At 69.2% G+C, this 17,837-nt stretch carries 19 protein-coding genes; 6 read left to right on the top strand and 13 right to left on the bottom strand.

Features of this window, described 5'->3' with window-relative positions; all coding sequences use genetic code 11:
- Window positions 1-5 precede the first annotated feature (5 nt).
- From E5S66_RS00675 to rsmG, 3 genes are all read right to left on the bottom strand, one after another.
- A complete protein-coding gene (locus E5S66_RS00675) occupies window positions 6-947 on the bottom strand; it encodes a ParB/RepB/Spo0J family partition protein (protein WP_138346615.1) in 942 nt (313 codons plus the stop codon).
- Window positions 944-1,738 carry a ParA family protein gene (locus E5S66_RS00670; protein ID WP_138346612.1) on the bottom strand — a complete coding sequence of 265 codons (795 nt, stop codon included), beginning with the start codon at window positions 1,736-1,738 and terminating at the stop codon, window positions 944-946. Before E5S66_RS00670 ends, E5S66_RS00675 begins: the two co-directional genes overlap by 4 nt.
- A gap of 61 nt (window positions 1,739-1,799) precedes the next feature.
- A complete protein-coding gene (rsmG, locus tag E5S66_RS00665; RefSeq protein WP_138346609.1) occupies window positions 1,800-2,441 on the bottom strand; it encodes a 16S rRNA (guanine(527)-N(7))-methyltransferase RsmG in 642 nt (213 codons plus the stop codon).
- A 186-nt stretch (window positions 2,442-2,627) separates the two neighbouring features.
- Between rsmG and E5S66_RS00660 the strand changes: the two genes are divergently transcribed.
- Window positions 2,628-2,876, top strand: coding sequence for a GlsB/YeaQ/YmgE family stress response membrane protein (locus E5S66_RS00660; RefSeq protein WP_028840072.1), 249 nt, complete (start codon window positions 2,628-2,630; stop codon window positions 2,874-2,876).
- 90 nt (window positions 2,877-2,966) lie between these two features.
- Here E5S66_RS00660 and xth read toward each other — a convergent pair whose 3' ends face one another.
- The gene (gene xth / locus E5S66_RS00655; protein ID WP_028840071.1) at window positions 2,967-3,737 is read right to left on the bottom strand and encodes an exodeoxyribonuclease III; all 771 of its coding nucleotides are present in this window, start codon (window positions 3,735-3,737) and stop codon (window positions 2,967-2,969) included.
- Here xth and E5S66_RS00650 point away from each other — a divergent pair.
- Window positions 3,703-4,416, top strand: a complete 714-nt coding sequence (locus E5S66_RS00650; RefSeq protein ID WP_138346606.1) for a GIY-YIG nuclease family protein — start codon at window positions 3,703-3,705, stop codon at window positions 4,414-4,416. The genes xth and E5S66_RS00650 overlap by 35 nt on opposite strands.
- On the opposite strand, the gene E5S66_RS00645 is transcribed toward E5S66_RS00650, so the two are convergent.
- Genes E5S66_RS00645 through E5S66_RS00635 form a run of 3 tightly spaced genes read right to left on the bottom strand, consistent with a single transcriptional unit; the run spans window position 4,413 to window position 7,390 of the window.
- On the bottom strand, window positions 4,413-5,153 hold the full coding sequence (locus E5S66_RS00645; RefSeq protein WP_138346603.1) for a DNA-formamidopyrimidine glycosylase family protein: 741 nt from the start codon (window positions 5,151-5,153) through the stop codon (window positions 4,413-4,415). The two genes, E5S66_RS00650 and E5S66_RS00645, sit on opposite strands and share 4 nt — an antisense overlap.
- Complete coding sequence (locus E5S66_RS00640) at window positions 5,146-5,925, bottom strand: DUF72 domain-containing protein (RefSeq protein ID WP_138346601.1); 780 nt, start codon at window positions 5,923-5,925, stop codon at window positions 5,146-5,148. The genes E5S66_RS00645 and E5S66_RS00640 overlap by 8 nt, the downstream gene beginning before the upstream one ends.
- Before the next feature lie 55 nt (window positions 5,926-5,980).
- Window positions 5,981-7,390, bottom strand: a complete 1,410-nt coding sequence (locus E5S66_RS00635) for a coniferyl aldehyde dehydrogenase (RefSeq protein WP_138346599.1) — start codon at window positions 7,388-7,390, stop codon at window positions 5,981-5,983.
- 38 nt (window positions 7,391-7,428) lie between these two features.
- Here E5S66_RS00635 and E5S66_RS00630 point away from each other — a divergent pair, with 38 nt between their 5' ends.
- Entirely contained in the window at window positions 7,429-7,971 is a 543-nt protein-coding gene (locus E5S66_RS00630; RefSeq protein WP_138346596.1) for a gamma carbonic anhydrase family protein, read from the top strand.
- A gap of 72 nt (window positions 7,972-8,043) precedes the next feature.
- On the top strand, window positions 8,044-9,000 hold the full coding sequence (locus E5S66_RS00625; protein WP_138346593.1) for an energy transducer TonB: 957 nt from the start codon (window positions 8,044-8,046) through the stop codon (window positions 8,998-9,000).
- A 40-nt stretch (window positions 9,001-9,040) separates the two neighbouring features.
- Here the strand turns inward: E5S66_RS00625 and aroE are convergent, their stop codons facing one another.
- The 4 genes from aroE to E5S66_RS00605 form a co-directional block, all read right to left on the bottom strand.
- A complete protein-coding gene (aroE, locus tag E5S66_RS00620; protein ID WP_138346591.1) occupies window positions 9,041-9,874 on the bottom strand; it encodes a shikimate dehydrogenase in 834 nt (277 codons plus the stop codon).
- Between the two features lie 49 nt (window positions 9,875-9,923).
- Complete coding sequence (gene hemB, locus E5S66_RS00615; protein WP_138346588.1) at window positions 9,924-10,922, bottom strand: porphobilinogen synthase; 999 nt, start codon at window positions 10,920-10,922, stop codon at window positions 9,924-9,926.
- 28 nt (window positions 10,923-10,950) lie between these two features.
- Window positions 10,951-11,193 (bottom strand): hypothetical protein, encoded by a 243-nt coding sequence (locus E5S66_RS00610; protein WP_038054046.1) that lies wholly within the window; start codon window positions 11,191-11,193, stop codon window positions 10,951-10,953.
- A 71-nt stretch (window positions 11,194-11,264) separates the two neighbouring features.
- Window positions 11,265-12,263 carry a chorismate transformation FkbO/Hyg5 family protein gene (locus E5S66_RS00605; protein WP_138346585.1) on the bottom strand — a complete coding sequence of 333 codons (999 nt, stop codon included), beginning with the start codon at window positions 12,261-12,263 and terminating at the stop codon, window positions 11,265-11,267.
- A gap of 130 nt (window positions 12,264-12,393) precedes the next feature.
- Here E5S66_RS00605 and E5S66_RS00600 point away from each other — a divergent pair, with 130 nt between their 5' ends.
- Window positions 12,394-14,718 (top strand): S9 family peptidase, encoded by a 2,325-nt coding sequence (locus E5S66_RS00600; RefSeq protein ID WP_138346582.1) that lies wholly within the window; start codon window positions 12,394-12,396, stop codon window positions 14,716-14,718.
- Window positions 14,719-14,778: 60 nt separating this feature from the next.
- Here E5S66_RS00600 and E5S66_RS00595 read toward each other — a convergent pair whose 3' ends face one another.
- Together E5S66_RS00595 and E5S66_RS00590 are read right to left on the bottom strand one after the other, a co-directional pair.
- On the bottom strand, window positions 14,779-15,498 hold the full coding sequence (locus E5S66_RS00595; RefSeq protein ID WP_138346579.1) for a glutathione S-transferase N-terminal domain-containing protein: 720 nt from the start codon (window positions 15,496-15,498) through the stop codon (window positions 14,779-14,781).
- A gap of 73 nt (window positions 15,499-15,571) precedes the next feature.
- Window positions 15,572-17,044, bottom strand: coding sequence for an MFS transporter (locus tag E5S66_RS00590; RefSeq protein WP_246037094.1), 1,473 nt, complete (start codon window positions 17,042-17,044; stop codon window positions 15,572-15,574).
- Window positions 17,045-17,215: 171 nt separating this feature from the next.
- On the opposite strand from E5S66_RS00590, the gene E5S66_RS00585 reads away from it, so the two are divergent.
- Window positions 17,216-17,827, top strand: coding sequence for a YqhA family protein (locus E5S66_RS00585; RefSeq protein WP_038054044.1), 612 nt, complete (start codon window positions 17,216-17,218; stop codon window positions 17,825-17,827).
- Window positions 17,828-17,837: the final 10 nt, after the last annotated feature.

Genomic DNA, 17,837 nt, shown 5'->3' with positions numbered 1-17,837 from the left:
TGCCCTCACGACCGGTTGCGCAGCCGCTCCAGCACGCCATCCAGCGCGTCGAGGTTGGCGTAGTGGATCACCAGCTTGCCCTTGTTGCCGCGGCCGTTGAGCACGTTGACCTTGCTGCCCAGCGTGTCCGACAGCTCGCGCTCCAGCGCGGCGATGTCGGCCTGCGGCGGCTTTGCCTTCGGCGCGGACTTGCGCGGCTCCACCGGCACCTTGCCGGCGGCGATCTGCTGCACGCGGTGCTCGACCTGGCGCACCGACCAGCCTTCGTCGGCGGCCTGCTTCGCCAGCGCCACCGCCATCGGCTCGGCCAGCGGCAGCAGCGCGCGCGCGTGGCCCATTTCTATCGCGCCGGTCTGCACCAGCACGCGCACCGCTTCCGGCAGTTCCAGCAGGCGCAGCAGGTTGGAGACGGCGGCGCGTGAGCGGCCCACCGCTTCGGCGGCGGCGGCGTGGGTCAGGTCGAACTCGTCGATCAGCCGCTGCAGCGCCTGCGCTTCCTCCAGCGGGTTGAGGTCTTCGCGCTGGATGTTCTCGATCAGCGCCATCGCCACCACGGTGCGGTCGTCGACCTCGCGCACCACCACCGGCACTTCGGCCAGGCCCGCGCGCTGCGACGCGCGCCAGCGGCGCTCGCCGGCGATGATCTCGTAGGTGCGGCCGCCCTTGCCGTCGGCGCCCATGCGTTCGCGCACCACGATCGGCTGGATCACGCCCTGCGCGCGGATCGACGCGGCCAACTCGTCCAGCTTGGCGTCGTCCATGGTGCGACGCGGCTGGTACTTGCCCGACACCATCGCGTCCACCGGCAGGGTGCGCAGCACGTCGCCCGGCATCGCCTGCAGCGCCGGCGCATCGGCCGCTGCCTTGGGGCCCAGCAGGGCTTCCAGTCCGCGGCCCAGGCCACGCTTCTTGGCACCGCCCTTTGCGGCCTCCTTGCCAGCAGTCATGCGGCGGTCTCCTTCTGTTTCTGGCTGCGTTCGCGCTGGCGGCGCAGGACTTCGCCGGCCAGGCCAAGATAGGCCACGCTGCCGCGGCTGGCCTTGTCGTAGCCGAGGATGCTCTGGCCATGGCTGGGCGCTTCGGCCAGGCGCACGTTGCGCGGCACGATGGTGCGGAACACCAGGTCGCCGAAGTGGTTGGTCAGTTCGGCCGACACCGCGTTGGCAAGGTTGTTGCGCACGTCGAACATGGTGCGCAGCACGCCTTCGATCTCGAGCGCAGGGTTGAACCGGCCCTTCAGGCCCTCGATGGTGTCGATCAGCGCCGACAGGCCTTCCAGCGCGTAGTACTCGCACTGCATCGGCACCAGCACCGAATCCGCCGCGGTCAGCGCGTTGAGGGTGAGCACCGAAAGCGACGGCGGGCAGTCGATCAGCACGAAGTCATAGCCGCCGCGCAGGGTTTCCAGCGCCGCCTTCAGTCGGCCTTCGCGGTTGGCCGCATCCATCAGCTGGATCTCGGCGGCGGTCAGGTCGATGTTGCCGGGCAGCAGGTCGTAGCCGTCGGCGCTGCGCACCACCGCGTCGGCCGGCTGCGCCTCGCCCAGCAGGACGTCGGTCACCGACGCACCGAGCTCGCGCTTGTCGATGCCGCTGCCCATGGTGGCGTTGCCCTGCGGATCCAGGTCCACCAGCAGCACGCGCATGGGCGTCCGCGCCAGCGCGGCGGCGAGGTTGACGGCGGTCGTGGTCTTGCCGACCCCACCCTTCTGGTTGGCAATGGCGATGATGCGGGCCATGCGGCGTGTGTTCCTGCGGCTGGGCCTGCGCCGGGGCAGGCAGGCGACAGAGGATTATGCCTTATGCCCGGGTACGCACGATTTCCAGCAGATGGCGCTCGGCGGAAAGTCCAGGCACGCGCAGCGGATAGATTGCGGCGACCCGCCATCCCGCCGGCAGCGCGGCGATCTCGTCATCCGGCAGCACGCCCTTCATCGCCAGCAGCCTGCCGTCGGGGCCGGGCAGGTGCCCGCCCAGCTGCAGGATCAGCGGCAGGGTGGCCAGCGCGCGCGCGGTGATGGCGTCGAACGTGGTGCCGGGCCGGAACGCTTCGATCCGCGATTCCGCCACCTGCACGTTGCCCAGCTTGAGCTGGCGCACCGCCTCGCGCAGGAAGCGCGCCTTCTTGCCGTTGCTTTCCACCAGCGTCACCTGCAGGCCCGGCGTGGCGATGGCCAGCGGGATGCCGGGCAGGCCGGGGCCGGTGCCGAGGTCGGCGAGCGTGCCGATCCCGCGCACGAACGGCTGCATCGCCAGCGAGTCCAGCAGGTGCTTGGCCAGCATCTCGCGCGGGTCGCGGATGGCGGTGAGGTTGTAGGTCGCGTTCCAGCGCGCCAGCAGCGCCAGGTAGTCCAGCAGCGGCGCGGCCAGCGCGGGTTCGAGATCGAGTTGCGCAAGGCCTGCTTCAAGCTCGGGGCGCAGCGAATCGGTATCCACGGTCATGCGCACAGTATGCCGCCGCGGTTGCCGTCTTCACGCGCCGTCGGCATCGCTGAACGACGGCTCGGTCGTGCGAACGCGGTCATCACGCGGGCTGGGGAAGACTGCATCCGTCCGCCGCGATTTACGCGTCGGGTCAGACAAGCCAGCCCATCCGGGACTTTCTTTCCGTTTTCCAGGAGACATGTCATGAATCTCATCATCTGGTTGATCATCGGCGGCATCATCGGCTGGCTGGCCAGCCTCGTCATGAAGACCGACGGCCAGCAGGGCATCATCCTCAACGTCGTGGTCGGCATCATCGGTTCGTGGCTTGGCGGCTGGCTGATTGCCCCGCTGATCGGCGGCGCCGGCGTCATGGCCTACGTATCCGCCTTCCTCGGCGCGATCATCCTGCTCGCCATCGTCAACCTGTTCCGTCGCGGCCGCGTGCGCTGAAACCCGGCTTGACAGGGATGTCAGGACAAGGATGTCTTGCGAAGGCCCGGGAACCCCGGGCCTTCGCTTATTGCGAGGCCGCGAGCCGGCTCAGCCCAGCTCGATGAACGCCGGCGCGTGGTCGCTGGGCCGTTCCCACTGGCGCGGGTTGCGGTCGATTCCGGAGGCCACCGTCGCATCGCGCAGCGCGTCCGAGACCAGGGTCAGGTCGATGCGCAGGCCGAGATTGCGGCGGAACGCCGCCTGCCGGTAGTCCCACCAGCTGAAGATGCCACCCTCGTCGTTGTGCAGCCGGAAGCCGTCATGCAGGCCCAACGCCAGCAGCCGCTGCAGGGCATCGCGTTCGGCGGTGGAAGTGAGGATATGGCCGTCGTTCCAGGTGGCCGGATCGTGCACGTCGCGGTCGTCGGGCGCGATGTTGAAATCGCCCAGCACCACCAGCTTCGGATGCCGGCGCAGCTCGTCGGCCAGCCAGCCGTGCACCGCTTCCAGCCAGCGCAGCTTGTAGGCGTATTTGTCGGTGCCCACGTCCTGGCCGTTGACCACGTAGAGATTGACGATGCGCACGTCACCCACGCTGGCCGCGATCGCCCGCGCCTGCGGATCGTCGAAGCCGGGAATGGCGACCTGCACGTCCGCGATGCTGCGCTCACGGGCCAGGATCGCCACGCCGTTGTAGGTCTTCTGGCCGTGGAAGACGCTGCGGTAACCGGCTTCCAGCAGCGCGTCGTCCGGGAAGCGATGGTCTTCCAGCTTGGTTTCCTGCAGACCCACCACGTCCGGGGCGAAGTCGGCCAGCCATTGCTGCAGCTGCGGCAGGCGCACGTTGAGCGAATTGACGTTCCAGCTGGCGATCTTCATGCAGACTCTTGGGGGCGAGGCGGACCGAATCCGCCGCAGCCTACCGTACCCGGCGCCGTTCGGCGTCGCCTGCCCCGTTCCGCTTCCAACTTATCGGCCACCAACCGCGATGCCCAGCGCCCGCCACGGCCCCGCCTTCCTCTACGTGCTGCGCATGAGTGGCGCCGAGGATCTGCTCAAGGCCGGGTTGACTGCCGACCCGCTCGCGCGCTGGTCATCCTTCCATCCGCGCTGGTTCGAAGCCTTCGACATCGAGCACAGCCTGCTGGTCGAGACTGAATCGCGGAGCGACGCACAGGCGCTGGAGACCGCGCTGCACCGGCGCCTGAAAGCCCACGCCTGCCCGGTGCCGTTGACCATGCGGGCATTTGCCGGTGGTGCCACCGAATGGTTCCGTGGCGCATCGTTGGCGGCGCAGGACTTCGTCCGCAGCTGCGAGGCGCAAGGGTTCGTCGTGCATGCGGACGCACGCGGGCTCATCGGCGCGAGCCTGCACACCCAGCGCCATGTGCTGGCGACGGTGCTCGACCAGGCCGTGCGCAATGCCCGCGACGGCGTGCTGACGCCGCAGGAGGTCGATGCGGTGCGCGATCTCGCGGAGGCGCACGGCGCCTTCGGGGGCGACCTGTCGGCACTGGTGACGGACGAAGGGCGCGCGTTGCTGCACCTGGGCAGCTAGGCCGGCGGCGGATACAGCGGCTGGCAGCGCACGCAGAAGAATGTGCGCCGATTGCGGGTGCCCATGTGCTGGCGGGTCAGCTTGCCGCCACAGTTCGGGCACTGCCCCTTGTTGTGCACCAGCCAGTGCTGGCGCAGCACGTACTGTTTCTTCCATTCCAGGAACTGGAAGCTGTAGTCGCGCGCGTCCTTGATCATTTTCCCCAGCAGGCGCGGCGGCAGCGCGCCGACCGTGCTGGCGGGATGCACGCGGATGCGGAACAGCACTTCGTTCTTGATGATGTTGCCGACGCCGGCAAACACATCCTGGTGCAGCAGCGCGTCGCAGACCAGCACCTCCGGCTGCCGTTTCAGTTTGGTCCGCGCCAGCTTCGGGTCCCATTCGGGGGCCATCACGTCGCCGCGCCAGTCGTACGCCTCGTCCAGTGCGCCTTCGATGTACTTCAGCGAGCAGGCGTAGAGGTTCAGCGTGCCGTTGTCGAAGCGCAGCGACAGGCGCGGTGTTGCCGCCTTCTCCGCATCGATCAGCCAGGAGCCGAACAGCAGCAGGTGGGCGCGCAGGCTGAAGCCGCGGAACTCGAGCAGGAAGTGCTTGCCCCAGCTGCGCACCCCGACCACCTTGCGGCCGCGCATGCGCTGCAGGTCCAGCTTGCTGTTGCCGTCGACCTCGCGCACGGTCTTGCCGCGGAACCTGGTCGCGGCCTCGCGCATGATGATGATCGAGGGGCCTTCAGGCATGGTCGCCGCCGGCCGCATCTGCAGCCAGCAGCGACTGCAGCCGGCTGGCGTCGGCGATTGCGTGGCCGCCGGCGGTGTTGTCGAAGATCACCCAGCTGGCGCTGTTGGTGCCGATCCCGGTGATCGCGCTGGCAAGCGCCTGCAGCCGTGCGTCCGGATAGGCGCTGCGATAGATCTCCGGCGAGCCATGCCAGCGCCAGTAATGCCAGCCGGGGTCGCCGCCGGGCGCCGCACCGGCCACGGCGCGCGGCGGGTCGGCCGCGACCCGCGACACGCCCTGCGCCGCCAGCAATGCCTCGGCGCGCGGGGTGAACCAGCTGGCATGGCGCGGCTCGCAGGCGACCGGGGCGTCGCTGCGGCGGCGGAACTCGGTGAGGAACGCGGCGGCGACGGCATCGTCGAAGGCAAGCGTGGGCGGCAGCTGCAGCAGGAACCCGCCCAGCCTGTCGCCGAGCGCGCCCGACTCGCCGAGAAAAGCGTCGAGCAGCGCCTCGCTGTCGCGCAGCCGGTGCTCATGCGAAATGGCGCGCGGCATCTTGACCGAGAAGCGGAAGTCGGCCGGCACCGTTGCCGCCCAGCGTGCGTAGGTCGTGGGCTGGTGCGCCCGGTAGAACGAGGAGTTGATCTCCACCGCGGAGAAGCGGGTGGCGTAGCGCGCCAGCGCGCTGTCACCCTCGCCGAACAGCTCACGATGGCGCGCAGGAATCGACCAGCCCGCGCAGCCTACCCGCGGATTCCGGTTCGCCGGCGTGGATGGCGCAGTGGAAACCATGCGTCCATCAAGGCCCATCGACCCATGAAGGGGCCGTGAGCGTGCGCGCCGTTGCTCAGCGCACGATCAGGTCGATCAGCCACTTCGCCTTCGAGTACGGCGGCTTGAGCAGGTCGCCGCCGGTGCGCCGCGCCTGCCACAGCACCGGCAGCAGCTTGCTCATCGCATCGAAGCCGGTGCGGCTGTGATAAGCGCCCATGCCGCTGGCGCCGACGCCGCCGAACGGCAGGGTGGGCACGGCAAAGTGGAACAGGGTGTCGTTGACCGAGACGCCGCCAGCCAGCGTTGCGTGCAGGATTTTCTCGATCACCGCGCGGTCGTGGCTGAACGGATACAGCGCCAGCGGGCGTTCGTGGCCGTTGATGTAGTCGATCGCTTCTTCCAGCGTGCGGTAGCTTTTCACCGGCAGCAGCGGGCCGAAGATTTCGTCCTGCATGACCTTCGCGTCATCGCCCGGCTCCAGCAGCACGGTCGGCGGCAGCAGCCGCTGCGCCGGATCGGCGCTGCCGGCCAGGGGGGCGATGTCGATGCCACGCTGCTGCGCGTCGTCGAGATAGCCCTGCAGGCGCGCGTACTGGCCGTCGTTGATGATGCGGGTGTAGTCGTCGCGGTTGCCGAGGTCGCTGCCGTAGCGCGCCTGGATTTCGCGGCGCAACGCATCGACAAAAGCATCGCGCTTGTCGGCCGGCACCAGCACGTAGTCGGGCGCGATGCAGGTCTGGCCGCAGTTGAACCACTTGCCTGTCGCAATACGGGCGGCGGCCTTTTCGATGGGGTAGTCGGCGGCGACCAGCGCCGGCGATTTGCCGCCCAGCTCCAGCGTCAGCGGCGTGAGGTTGGGCGCGGCGGCGGCCATCACCTTGCGGCCTACCGCGGTGGAGCCGGTGAACACCAGATGGTCGAACGGCAGCGCCGCGAAGGCCGCACCCACCTCCGCGCCGCCGATGGCGACGGCAACGCGGTCGGCCGGGAACACCTCGGCCAGCAGGTCGCGCAGGAACGCGCTGGTGCGCGGGGTGTGTTCGGACGGCTTCAGGTAGACGTGGTTGCCGGCGGCGATGGCCGTTGCCAGCGGAATCAGCGCCAGGTTGACCGGGTAGTTCCACGGCGCGATCACGCCGACCACCCCCAGCGGCATCGGCCGCACCTGCGCGCGTGCCGGCAGGAAGCGCCAGCCCACGCCGACCCGGCGCGGCTTCATCCAGCCGCGCAGGTGCTTGAGCAGGTGGTCGATCTCGTTGAGCGCGGTCATGCCGTCGGCGATGCGGCTTTCGTCCAGCGAGCGGTGGCCAAAGTCGGCGGCAATCGTGCGCGCCATCTCGTCCAGCCGCCGCTTCAGCGCGTCGCGCAGGCGCTGCAGGTCGTCGCGGCGCTGCGCATGGTCCGGCTTGTTCGCCTGCCAGGCCGCGCGCAGGCGTTCGAGGGTGGGCTGCAGGTCGTGGAGCGGGGTATCGGCGCTGTCCATACGGGGCAGTGTAGTCGCGCCGGCGCTAGAATCCAGCCATGAACATCCGACCCTACCGCGGCATCACCCCCACCCTCGGCACGCGCGCCTACATCGACCCCGCCGCCTGCGTGATCGGCGACGTGGTGCTGGGCGACGACGTCTCGGTATGGCCGTTCACGGTGATCCGCGGCGACGTCAACTTCGTCCGCATCGGCGACCGCACCAATCTCCAGGACGGCACGGTCATCCACGTCAGCCACGACGGCCCGCACGCCAAGCTGGGCGGCTTCGCCACCCGCATCGGCAGCGACGTCACCATCGGCCACAAGGCGATCATCCACGCCTGCACCATCGAGGATGCGGTACTGGTGGGCATGGGCGCGATCGTGCTGGACGGCGCGGTGGTGAAGAAACACGCCTTCATCGGCGCCGGCGCGCTGGTGGCGCCCGGCAAGGTGGTGGGCGAGGGCGAACTGTGGCTGGGCAACCCGGCGAAGAAGGCGCGCATGCTCAGCGAGGCCGAGATCGAGGCGCTGTACTACAGCGCCGGCCACTATGTGCGGCTGAAGGACGCGTACTTGGCGGGCGACGTGGGCTGAGCGGTTCCACACGTTTCGTGCAGGATGGGATCCGGTGTTGCGGGGGTGACATCGACAAACGGGGAGATGGGGATGCGTACGTTGAAGGCGGGGGTATTGGCGCTGTTGCTGGCGTCCGCAGGTGCACAGGCCGGCGAGCGGTTGGCGGTGCAGGCGGTCGGCGAGAGCGTGATGACGATGCGGGTGGACGGCGACTTGCTCATCGACACCGAGGGGCGGGTGAAGGAGTACAGCCTGCGCACGGCGCTGGATCCGGCATTGCGAAACATTCTTGACAAGGCGATCCCGGTCTGGCGATTGAAGCCAGTCACCCAAGGTGGCAAACCGGTCAAGGCGAAGACGCCGATGCGGATCATTCTGGCGGCCAGGGAAGTGCCTGCCGGTTATGAGGTGGGCATCGACAACGTGGTGTTTGCGCCCATTACCCCGGAAGACCGCGCGGCGGCGAAAGCCTCGCAGCTGGCCGCCCGCGAGCGTGGCGAAACCATTGATGTGGCCGGCGAACAGCCTCGGCAGCCGGTGTCCATCACCCATCAGATGATGCAGCCGCCGCTCTATCCGAAGGGACTGATGATTGCCGGAGTGGAAGGAACGGTGCTGCTGAACGTGCGCCTGAATCCCAATGGCACGGTGGCGGAGGTGGTGGCGTCGCAGTCCAGCCTGCTGAACGTCAAGGGCCGGTCCTCGGTACTGGACAAAGCGCGCGCCCTGCTGGAGCGAGAGTCCATGCGGGTGGCCGCGCAGTGGCGCTACACCGTGGATGCGGCGCACCCGGAATTGCTGGATGCCGAGGACCTCACCCTGCGTGTACCGATCGAATTCCGCATGGGCCGGTCAGGAGACAAGGTCGACCCGCTGAATGGTGCGTGGCGCCACGAGTTCCGCGGCCCCAATCTCCCCGTGCCATGGCTGCGGGGCAAGGAGGGCGAACAGGTCGTGGGCGTTTCCGATCTTGCCGGCAGCGAGCAGATGGCTGGCCGCACGCCGTTCCGTCTGGTCGACCGCGGTGTGCTGGGCCAAGCGCTCTGACTGTCAGAATTGCAGGTGATGCGAGGGCGGCATGCCGCCCTCAGTCCGCGGTCACCAGCCCATCGTTGCGGGCACGCAGCTCGGCATACACCGCTTCGGTTTCCGGGCGCAGACCGTGCCAGAGCAGGAAGCTTTCCGCGGCCTGTTCCACCAGCATGCCGAGCCCGTCCAGCGCCTGCGTGCAGCCGGCGGCGCGGGCCCAGGCCAGGAACGGCACCGCCGCCTCGCCGTAGCTCAGGTCCACCGCCGCGCTGCGCCGACCGGCCAGCGCCATCGGCAGCGTCGGCAGGCTGCCGCCGCGGGTGGCGGAGGTGGCATTGATCAGCAGGTCGAATTCGCCCAGCCGGGCAAGGTCGTCAAGGCTGCGCGGATGGACGCGGCCGGGCTCGCCCAGCGCATCCGCCAGCGCCTCGGCGCGCGCCAGCGTGCGGTTGGCCACGTACAGCGAGTGGATGCCGGCATCCAGCAGGGCAGGCGCCACCCCGCGTGCGGCGCCGCCGGCGCCCAGCAGCAGCACGCGGCGCTCGCGCAGATCCAGGCCGTGGCGCTCGGTCAGGTCGCGCACCAGCCCGCTGCCGTCGGTGTTGTCGCCGCGCCAGCTGTCGCCGTCGCGGATGAGGGTGTTGGCCGCGCCGGCGCGCTGCGCGCGGGTGCTGGCATTGCCCATGCACAGCGCGAACGCGTCTTCCTTCAGCGGCAGGGTGACGTTGGCGCCGCGCACGCCGCTGGCGGCGAGCTTGGCGGCGAAGTCGGCGTGGCCGGCCTCGATGGCGTCGTAGTTCATCGCGATGCCGCACTGCTTCGCGAACGCGGCATGGATGCGCGGCGACTGCGAGTGGCCGATGGGCGATCCGAATACGGCGTAGCGTTGCATGTGCTGCTCCCTGCCTTTCATCGCGCCGCTGCGGCGCGCGCCTGTCGGATCAGGCCTTCATCCAGCGCGCGGCGTCCAGCGCGAAGTAGGTGAGGACGCCGTCGGCGCCGGCGCGCTTGAACGCGGTCAGTGCCTCCATCGCCACCATCCTCTCGTCGATCCAGCCGTTGGCCGCGGCGGCCTTGATCATCGCGTATTCGCCGCTGACCTGGTAGGCGTAGGTCGGGCGCTTGAAGTGCTGTTTCACCCGGTACAGCACGTCCAGATACGGCAGGCCCGGCTTGACCATCACCATGTCGGCGCCTTCGGCCAGATCCAGCGCCACTTCGTGCAGCGCCTCGTCGGAGTTGGCCGGGTCCATCTGGTAGGTGTACTTGTTGCCCTTGCCGAGGTTGCCGGCGCTGCCCACCGCGCTGCGGAACGGGCCGTAGAAGGCGCTGGCGTACTTGGCGCTGTAGGCCATGATGCGGGTGTGGATGAAGCCGTTGGCTTCCAGCGCGTCGCGGATCACGCCGATGCGACCGTCCATCATGTCGGACGGCGACAGCACGTCCACGCCGGCGGCGGCGTGCACCAGCGACTGCCTGACCAGCGCTTCGATGGTCTCGTCGTTGAGGATGTAGCCGGCCTCGTCGATCAGCCCGTCCTGGCCGTGGGTGGTGTACGGGTCCAGCGCCTGGTCGGTCATCACGCCGAGTTCGGGGAAGCGCGACTTCAGTGCGCGGATGGCGCGCGGGATGATGCCGTCCTCGTCCCAGGCGACACGGCCGTCGGCGGTCTTGGCGGACGGATCCGGCACGCCGAACAGGTCGAGCACCGGCACGCCGAGCTCCAGCGCCTGCTCGCCCACCCGCAGCAGTTCGTCGATCGACAGCCGCTCCACGCCCGGCATCGAACCGACCGGCGCGCGGCCCTGTTCCTCGTGCACGAAGACCGGGTAGATCAGGTCGTTGGTGGTCAGCACGTGCTCGCGCATCAGCCGGCGCGAGAACTCGTCGCGGCGCATGCGCCGCGGACGGACGGGAAAGCGGTTTGCGGGCGTGTTCATGCGGGCATTTTACGCCCGCCGCCGGCGATCAGAGGATGCCGCCACCTATCAGCAGCCGGATCGAACCGATGCCGATGGCGACGATGCACAGGAGCAGGCCGATGATGCCGGTCACCCGGCCCTTGCCTGTGGCGATGGCGATGATGGCGAGGATCGCGCCGACGGCCGCGAACGGGATCATGAACCAGTTGCCCCAACCCAGCAGCGGCACCAGCGCCAGCAACATCCACAGCAGTGAAAGAATGCCCCAGATCAGGCTGACCAGTCCCATGCGCGTTCCCCCGGATTGTCCAGCTGCACGATATGCAGGATGTCGCCGGTCAATGCAAGCGCGGACCCGGGTCAGGCGTGGCTGCCGTCGATCTCCACCGCAAGCTCGCGGCGGCACACGTGGCCGTGCAGCAACAGCCGCGGCACGCCCGGCAGGCGCGCCTGCAGCAGTGCATCGACCTGCGGCAGCGCAGCCGCATCGCGCACGTACACCTTCAGTGGCGAGCCGGCGCCGAGGGCGGCGGACAACGCCGGGCGCAACTGGCGGGCGGTGTCGATCAGGCTCTGCAGGTTGACCAGCACTTCGTCCAGCTGCGCCTCCAGCGAATCGCCGTGCTGCGAGGCGTGGCCGACCACCGCGGCGGTGCCGGACAGCAGCAGCGGCATCGCGTCCGAGGCCGGCAACAGGGCACGGGCGAAGCCGGGCGGCTGCGGCCCGTACTGCCGCGGATAGCGCCAGGCTTGCAGCTGGCGCGGGTTCTCCAGCGGCGTGCCGGCCTGCTGCGCGGACAGCCAGTACAGCTGGAAGCGGCCGCTGCGCTGCGGGTGGCCGATGGCGGTGGCGGCGGGCAGTTCACCCGGCGCCAGTTCGCGGCCGATGCCGCGCGCGCGGCCGACGCAGAAGCGCCGGTAGCGCTCGTTGTCGCCGTCGCCTTCGGTGATCGCGTCGAGGTAGTTCCAGATCCGCAGCGGATGCGGATGGTCGCTGCGCGACAGCCACTGCTGCAGGCGCCGGTAGGCGGCGTCGGCGACCGCCTCGATGTCGCCGTCGTCGGCCAGTTCCAGCGCGCCGAACTGCAGCCCGCCACCGCGGCTCCAGGCGATGTCGCCGTCGCGGCCGTGCGACACGGGGCCATCCACCCGCCAGCACTCCAGCGCCGCGCGGCCAGGCGCCGGGGCCAGCGCCACCCGCAGGTGGCGGGCGTCGTCGCGGCGGGGCGTCGGGGTGGCGTCGAATGTGAACGCCGCCAGCAATCCCGGCTCGGCCAGCACGGCCTCCAGCGACGCGTCGACGAGGTCGATGCGCAGCGGATTGGCGGGCGGGGAGGCGACGGTGGGCAGCGAGGACATCAGGGCGCGAATGATAGCGCGCCGGCATGAGGCGCCGGTCACGGCCCCGACCATTGGCACGGGCGCCGCGACGGGCCACGCGCTAGCATCGCCGGCGGTGCGCACGGGCGCGAGGACTCTCGGGGATGCAATGGCACGACATTCGAACGCGGTCTGGCTGGCGGGGGCGCTGCTGATGGCGGGCGCGGGCACGGCGACGGCGCAGGCGGTCACCACGGCCGACTACGAGCGCGCGGTGAAGATGCTGGGTGACCGCACCGCACCGCTGTTGGACCAGGCGCTGAGCGGCGCCAGCTGGCTGGACGACGACACCCTGGTGTACCGGCTGGCCGACAACGGCAAGGTGCAGGTGCTGCGCTTCGATCCGGCCACCGGCAAGTCCGCACCGGCGTTCGACGCGAAGGCGCTGGCGGCGGCGATGAACGCGGCGTCCACCGGCAAGGGCAAGCCGGTCGATCCCGACAAGCTGCCGCCGCTGCAGGTCGAACGCGAAGCCGACGGCAGCCTGCTGCTGCGCGGCCTTGGCAGCGCGTTCCGCTGCGCCGCCGACGGTTGCAAGGTGGAGGCGAAGCCCGCGCCGAAGTCCGGCAGCGAGCCCGGCGCGGCCTCGCCCGACGGCAAGCGCGCGGCCTTCATCCGCGACTGGAACCTGTGGCTGCGCGATCTCGCCAGCGGCCAGGAAACCCAGCTCACCTTCGACGGCAAGCCCGACTACGGCTATGCCACCGACAACGCCGGCTGGAAGCACACCGACAACGCCATCGTGGTGTGGTCGCCCGATGGCCAGAAGATCGCCAGCTTCCAGCAGGACCAGCGCAAGACCAGCACCATGACCATGGTCGGCACCAATGTCGGCGCGCCAGAAGTGCAGCAGTGGAAGTACCCGTTCGCCGGCGACAAGGACGTGACGCTGATCGAACGCGTGATCATCGACCTGTCCGGCGCCAAGCCGAACGTCGTGCGCCTGCAGATGCCGGCCGACCAGCACCGCTCCACCTGCAGCGACGACATCGTCTGCGATGACGGCTGGGAAGACGTGCAGTGGGCGAAGGACGGCAGGACCCTCGCCTTCGTCAGCACCGACCGCGGCCACAAGTCGGCCACCCTGCGCGTGGCCGATGCCGCCACCGGCAAGGTCCGCGACGTGTTCACCGAAACCGTGGCCACCCAGTACCAGAGCGCGCCCGCGCTGAGTTCGGTGAACTGGCGCTACCTGCCGGAGAGCAACGAGTTCCTGTGGTTCTCGCAGAAGTCCGACTGGGGCCACCTGTACCTGCACGACCTGGCGACCGGCGAGCAGAAGCGCCAGCTCACCAGCGGCGACTGGAACGTCACCAAGGTTCTCCGGCTCGATCCGGCCAGCCGCCGGCTGTGGGTCACCGGCGTCGGCCGCGAGGCCGGGCGCGACCCGTATTTCTCGCACTTCTACAGCCTGTCGCTGGACGGCGGCGAGCCGCGGCTGCTGACCCCGGAAAACGCGAACCATGCGGTGACCCTGTCCGAGGACGGCAAGTATTTCGTCGACGTGCATTCGACGATCGCCGACGCCCCGGTGGCGCTGATGCGTGATGCCGAGGGGAAGCAGGTGGCGGCGCTGGCAAAGACCGACCTGACCCGCCTCAAGGCGGCCGGCTGGGTGGCGCCGGAGTCGTTCACGGTCAAGGCGCGCGACGGCAAGACGGATCTGTACGGCCAGATGTTCAAGCCGTCCAACTTCGATCCGAACAAGAAGTACCCGGTCATCACCTACATCTACCCCGGTCCGCAGGTGGGTTCGGTGCGCAGCCGCAGCTTCCAGCCCGCGCACGGCGACCACCAGGCGCTGGCGGAGCTGGGCTTCGTGGTGATCGCGGTGGACGGCATGGGCACGCCGCTGCGCAGCAAGTCCTTCCAGGACGCGTGGTACGGCGACATGGCCGACAACACCCTGCCCGACCAGGTGGCGGCGCTGAAGCAGCTGGGCGAGCGCCATCCGTGGATCGACACCACCCGTGCGGGCATCTGGGGCCACTCCGGCGGCGGCAACGCCACCGCCGCGGCGATGTTCCGCTACCCGGACGTGTACAAGGTCGGCATCGCCGAATCCGGCAACCACGACAACCTGACCTACGAGGACGACTGGGCCGAGCGCTACCACGGTCTGCTGGAAAAGAAGGCCGACGGGTCCACCAACTACACCGGACAGGACAACGCCGCGCTGGCGAAGAACCTCAAGGGGAAACTCTTCCTGCTGCACGGGATGATGGACGACAACGTGCCGGTGCAGTCCACGCTGCAGGTGGTCGATGCGCTGATGAAGGCCAACAAGGACTTCGACCTGCTGCTGCTGCCGCACGCGCGCCACGGTTTCGGCGCGGACAGCTACTACGTGATGCGCCGGCGCTGGGACTACTTCGTGAAGAACCTGCTCGGCGCCGAACCGGCGAAGGGTTTCGAGGTCAAACCGCAGTTCTGACGGCTTCGCCAGTTCCGCAACGCACGACGGCGCCGCAGGGCGCCGTCGTCGTTTCCGGGCTCAGCGCGGGCCCTGCCCAAACAGGACCGTCTTCTCCTCGTCCGACATCGGCTTGCCCGCATCCGGGTTCACCTGCTGCGCCAGTGCATACGCGCGCTGGGTGGCTGGACGCGCGGCGATCGCCTCGCGCCAGCGGCGCACGTTGGCGAACGGCGCAAGGTCCAGCGGCGCGGAGGTATAGGCGCCGACCCACGGATAGCAGGCCATGTCGGCGATGCTGTAGTCGTTGCCGGCGATGAAGGCGCGGCCCTGCAGCCGCCGGTCGAGCACGCCCAGCAGCCGTTCGGCTTCCTTGCGGTAGCGCTCTCGCGCGTAGGGCACCACTTCCGGCGCGTAGACGTGGAAATGGCCGTACTGGCCGGTCATCGGGCCCAGCCCCGCCATCTGCCAGAACAGCCACTCGTCGACCACGATGCGCTGGCGCAGCGCGGCCTGCGCGTCGGCGCCGGCGGCCACCCCGGTGAAACGACCGGCCTTGTCGGACAGGTAGCGCAGGATCGCGCCGGATTCGAACACGCTGATCGGCTCGCCGCCGTCGGCGGGCGCGCGGTCGACGATCGCCGGCATCTTGTTGTTGGGCGAGATCGCCAGGAACGCCGGTTCGAACTGCGCGCCCTTGCCGATGTCCACCGGATGGATGGCGTAGGGCAGGCCGGCTTCCTCCAGCAGCAGGGTGATCTTGTGGCCGTTCGGGGTGGGCCAGTAGTACAGGTCGATCATGGCAAGGTGCTCCTACGCGGGGAGCGCCACTCTAGCGCCGCCACTGTTGCAACGGAGGCAATGCGGCGTTGCGTCAGTGGCCGCGCTCGGCCGCCAGCCGGTCGAGGTCGATGCCCTGCCGGCGCAGCGCCGCGCCGGCGCGCAGTGCGTAGAACGCGAGGTAGCCGAAGCAGGCCACGCCGACCCAGAAGCTGGCGTGCACGCCCACCGCGTCGGCTAGCGCGCCCTGCGCCCAGCTGACCAGCCCGCCACCCATGATCATCATGATCAGCAGGCTGCTGCCCTGGTTGGTGTGGCGGCCCAGCCCGGCGATGGCGAGCGTGAAGATGCACGGCCACATGGTGCTGCAGAACAGGCCCACGCTGATGAAGGCGACGATGCTGGCCTTGCCGGTGGTGGCCATGCCGATCAGCAGGGCGACGATGCCGCACAGCGCGAAATACAGCAGCATCCGCGCCGGGTTGCCGCGGCTGAGCAGGGTGGCCGCCACCATCACCACGATCACCCCGGCATAGCCGAGGAACTGCGACACGTCGTGGCGGGCGATCGCGTTCACCGCGAGGAACACGCCGAAGGCGAGGAACGGCAGCAGCCAGGTCAGCGCCCGGCGCGCGCCTGCGCCGACCTCGAACGCGCCGGCCGCACCGGTCCAGCGGCCGATCATCAGGCTGGCCCAGTACAGCGAGACGTAGGGCGCCAGATGGTGGGTCTCGATGCCCAGGCCTTCGTGCAGGTAGGCGGGCAGGTTGCTGACCGTCGAGACCTCCACGCCCACGTACAGGAAGATCGCCACCATCCCCAGCACCAGCTGCGGGTAGGCGAAAGCGGACGCGCGCGCCGCCGGGCCCGTGTCGCGCGTGGCGTCGTCCGCGGCCGGCTCCAGCGCGATGTGGTTGGGCACCGCGGACAGGCGCAGGAACAGCGCCACCAGCACGAAGGCGGCGCCCAGCACCAGGTACGGGATCTTGACGCTCTCGATGCTGGCCTCTTCGTTGCCCGTGGCCACGCTGCCGAAGATCGCCAGGCTGACCAGCAGCGGCCCCACCGTGGTGCCGAAGTTGTTGATGCCGCCGGCCAGGGTGAGCCGCTGCGCGCCGGTGGCGGGGTTGCCCATCACGATGGCCAGCGGGTTGGCGGCGATCTGCTGCAGGGCGAACCCCAGGCCGACGATGAACAGACCGCTCAGCATCAGCGCGAAGGAGCCGGTGTTGGCGGCCGGATAGAACAGCAGGGTGCCGAGTGCCGACACCAGCAGGCCCAGGCAGATGCCGTTGCGGTAGCCGATGCGGTCGAGCAGGTCGCGGCCCAGCAGCTTCGAGGCCGCCATGTAGGCCAGCGAGCCCACCGTGTAGGCCACGTAGAACGCCACCGAGACCCCCTGGCTCTGCGCCTGGGTCAGTCCGAACGCCTTCTTGAACACCGGGATCAGGATGTCGTTGCTGGCGGCGACGAAGCCCCAGAAGAAGAACACGGTGATCAGGACGCTGAACTGCGCCCATCGGGTCTGCTGCTGTGCCATGGTGCCCCGCCGGTTGGTGGTCGTCATCGACGGGCCAACGTCCGTCGACGCCGCGCCCGCTCCCCAGTCCCCGCAGTACACAGCCGCGGCGGCGGCTTGTATAGGTCTTCCAGAGGCACTGCAAACGATTTCCCGGGCGGTTGACGGCGGCGGCGCCAACCGCTGCAATGCAACATTCCCAGTTGACCGCTCCCGCCGATGCAGCCCGATCAGAACCCACGCCTGTCACCCCTGCCCGCCCTGATCTTCTCCTCGCGCTGGCTGCAGCTGCCGCTGTACCTGGGCCTGATCGTGGCGCAGGCGATCTACGTCTGGCAGTTCGGGGTGGAGCTGGTGCATCTGATCGACCAGGTGTTCCTCGGTGGCCACGCCGCGGAGGCGGTGGCGAACGGTGCGGTGCCGGCGGAGCCCGAGAAGAGCGCCGAGATCGTGATCATGCTGATCGTGCTCGGTCTGATCGACGTGGTGATGATCTCCAACCTGCTGGTGATGGTGATCGTGGGCGGCTACGAGACCTTCGTCTCGCGGCTGCGCCTGCACGGCCACCCCGACCAGCCGGAGTGGCTGAGCCACGTCAACGCCAGCGTGCTCAAGGTCAAGCTGGCGATGGCGATCATCGGCATCTCCTCGATCCACCTGCTGAAGACTTTCATCGAAATCGGCGATCTCGGCGCGCCCGGCAACCGCTTCACCGAGGCCGGGGTGATGTGGCAGACCATCATCCACTGCGTGTTCATCTTCTCGGCCGTCGGCATCGCCTGGACCGACAAGCTCATGCACGGCGTGTCCAACGGCAAGCAGGCGCACTGAGGAAGGGACG

Source organism: Thermomonas fusca (genome assembly GCF_005862345.1).
GTDB classification, from domain to species: domain Bacteria; phylum Pseudomonadota; class Gammaproteobacteria; order Xanthomonadales; family Xanthomonadaceae; genus Thermomonas; species Thermomonas fusca.
Note: the sequence above shows the minus strand (reverse complement) of the source record. Positions and strands in the feature narration are given on the sequence as shown.

Coding starts and splice junctions, on each gene's coding strand:
- E5S66_RS00590 (WP_246037094.1), bottom strand. CDS start 17,044: ATGACGACCACCAACCGGCGGGGCACCATGGCACAGCAGCAGACCCGA.
- hemB (WP_138346588.1), bottom strand. CDS start 10,922: ATGAACACGCCCGCAAACCGCTTTCCCGTCCGTCCGCGGCGCATGCGC.
- rsmG (WP_138346609.1), bottom strand. CDS start 2,441: ATGACCGTGGATACCGATTCGCTGCGCCCCGAGCTTGAAGCAGGCCTT.
- xth (WP_028840071.1), bottom strand. CDS start 3,737: ATGAAGATCGCCAGCTGGAACGTCAATTCGCTCAACGTGCGCCTGCCG.
- E5S66_RS00625 (WP_138346593.1), top strand. CDS start 8,044: ATGCGTACGTTGAAGGCGGGGGTATTGGCGCTGTTGCTGGCGTCCGCA.
- E5S66_RS00600 (WP_138346582.1), top strand. CDS start 12,394: ATGGCACGACATTCGAACGCGGTCTGGCTGGCGGGGGCGCTGCTGATG.
- E5S66_RS00595 (WP_138346579.1), bottom strand. CDS start 15,498: ATGATCGACCTGTACTACTGGCCCACCCCGAACGGCCACAAGATCACC.
- aroE (WP_138346591.1), bottom strand. CDS start 9,874: ATGCAACGCTACGCCGTATTCGGATCGCCCATCGGCCACTCGCAGTCG.
- E5S66_RS00585 (WP_038054044.1), top strand. CDS start 17,216: ATGCAGCCCGATCAGAACCCACGCCTGTCACCCCTGCCCGCCCTGATC.
- E5S66_RS00630 (WP_138346596.1), top strand. CDS start 7,429: ATGAACATCCGACCCTACCGCGGCATCACCCCCACCCTCGGCACGCGC.
- E5S66_RS00675 (WP_138346615.1), bottom strand. CDS start 947: ATGACTGCTGGCAAGGAGGCCGCAAAGGGCGGTGCCAAGAAGCGTGGC.
- E5S66_RS00610 (WP_038054046.1), bottom strand. CDS start 11,193: ATGGGACTGGTCAGCCTGATCTGGGGCATTCTTTCACTGCTGTGGATG.
- E5S66_RS00635 (WP_138346599.1), bottom strand. CDS start 7,390: ATGGACAGCGCCGATACCCCGCTCCACGACCTGCAGCCCACCCTCGAA.
- E5S66_RS00640 (WP_138346601.1), bottom strand. CDS start 5,925: ATGGTTTCCACTGCGCCATCCACGCCGGCGAACCGGAATCCGCGGGTA.
- E5S66_RS00605 (WP_138346585.1), bottom strand. CDS start 12,263: ATGTCCTCGCTGCCCACCGTCGCCTCCCCGCCCGCCAATCCGCTGCGC.
- E5S66_RS00670 (WP_138346612.1), bottom strand. CDS start 1,738: ATGGCCCGCATCATCGCCATTGCCAACCAGAAGGGTGGGGTCGGCAAG.
- E5S66_RS00645 (WP_138346603.1), bottom strand. CDS start 5,153: ATGCCTGAAGGCCCCTCGATCATCATCATGCGCGAGGCCGCGACCAGG.
- E5S66_RS00660 (WP_028840072.1), top strand. CDS start 2,628: ATGAATCTCATCATCTGGTTGATCATCGGCGGCATCATCGGCTGGCTG.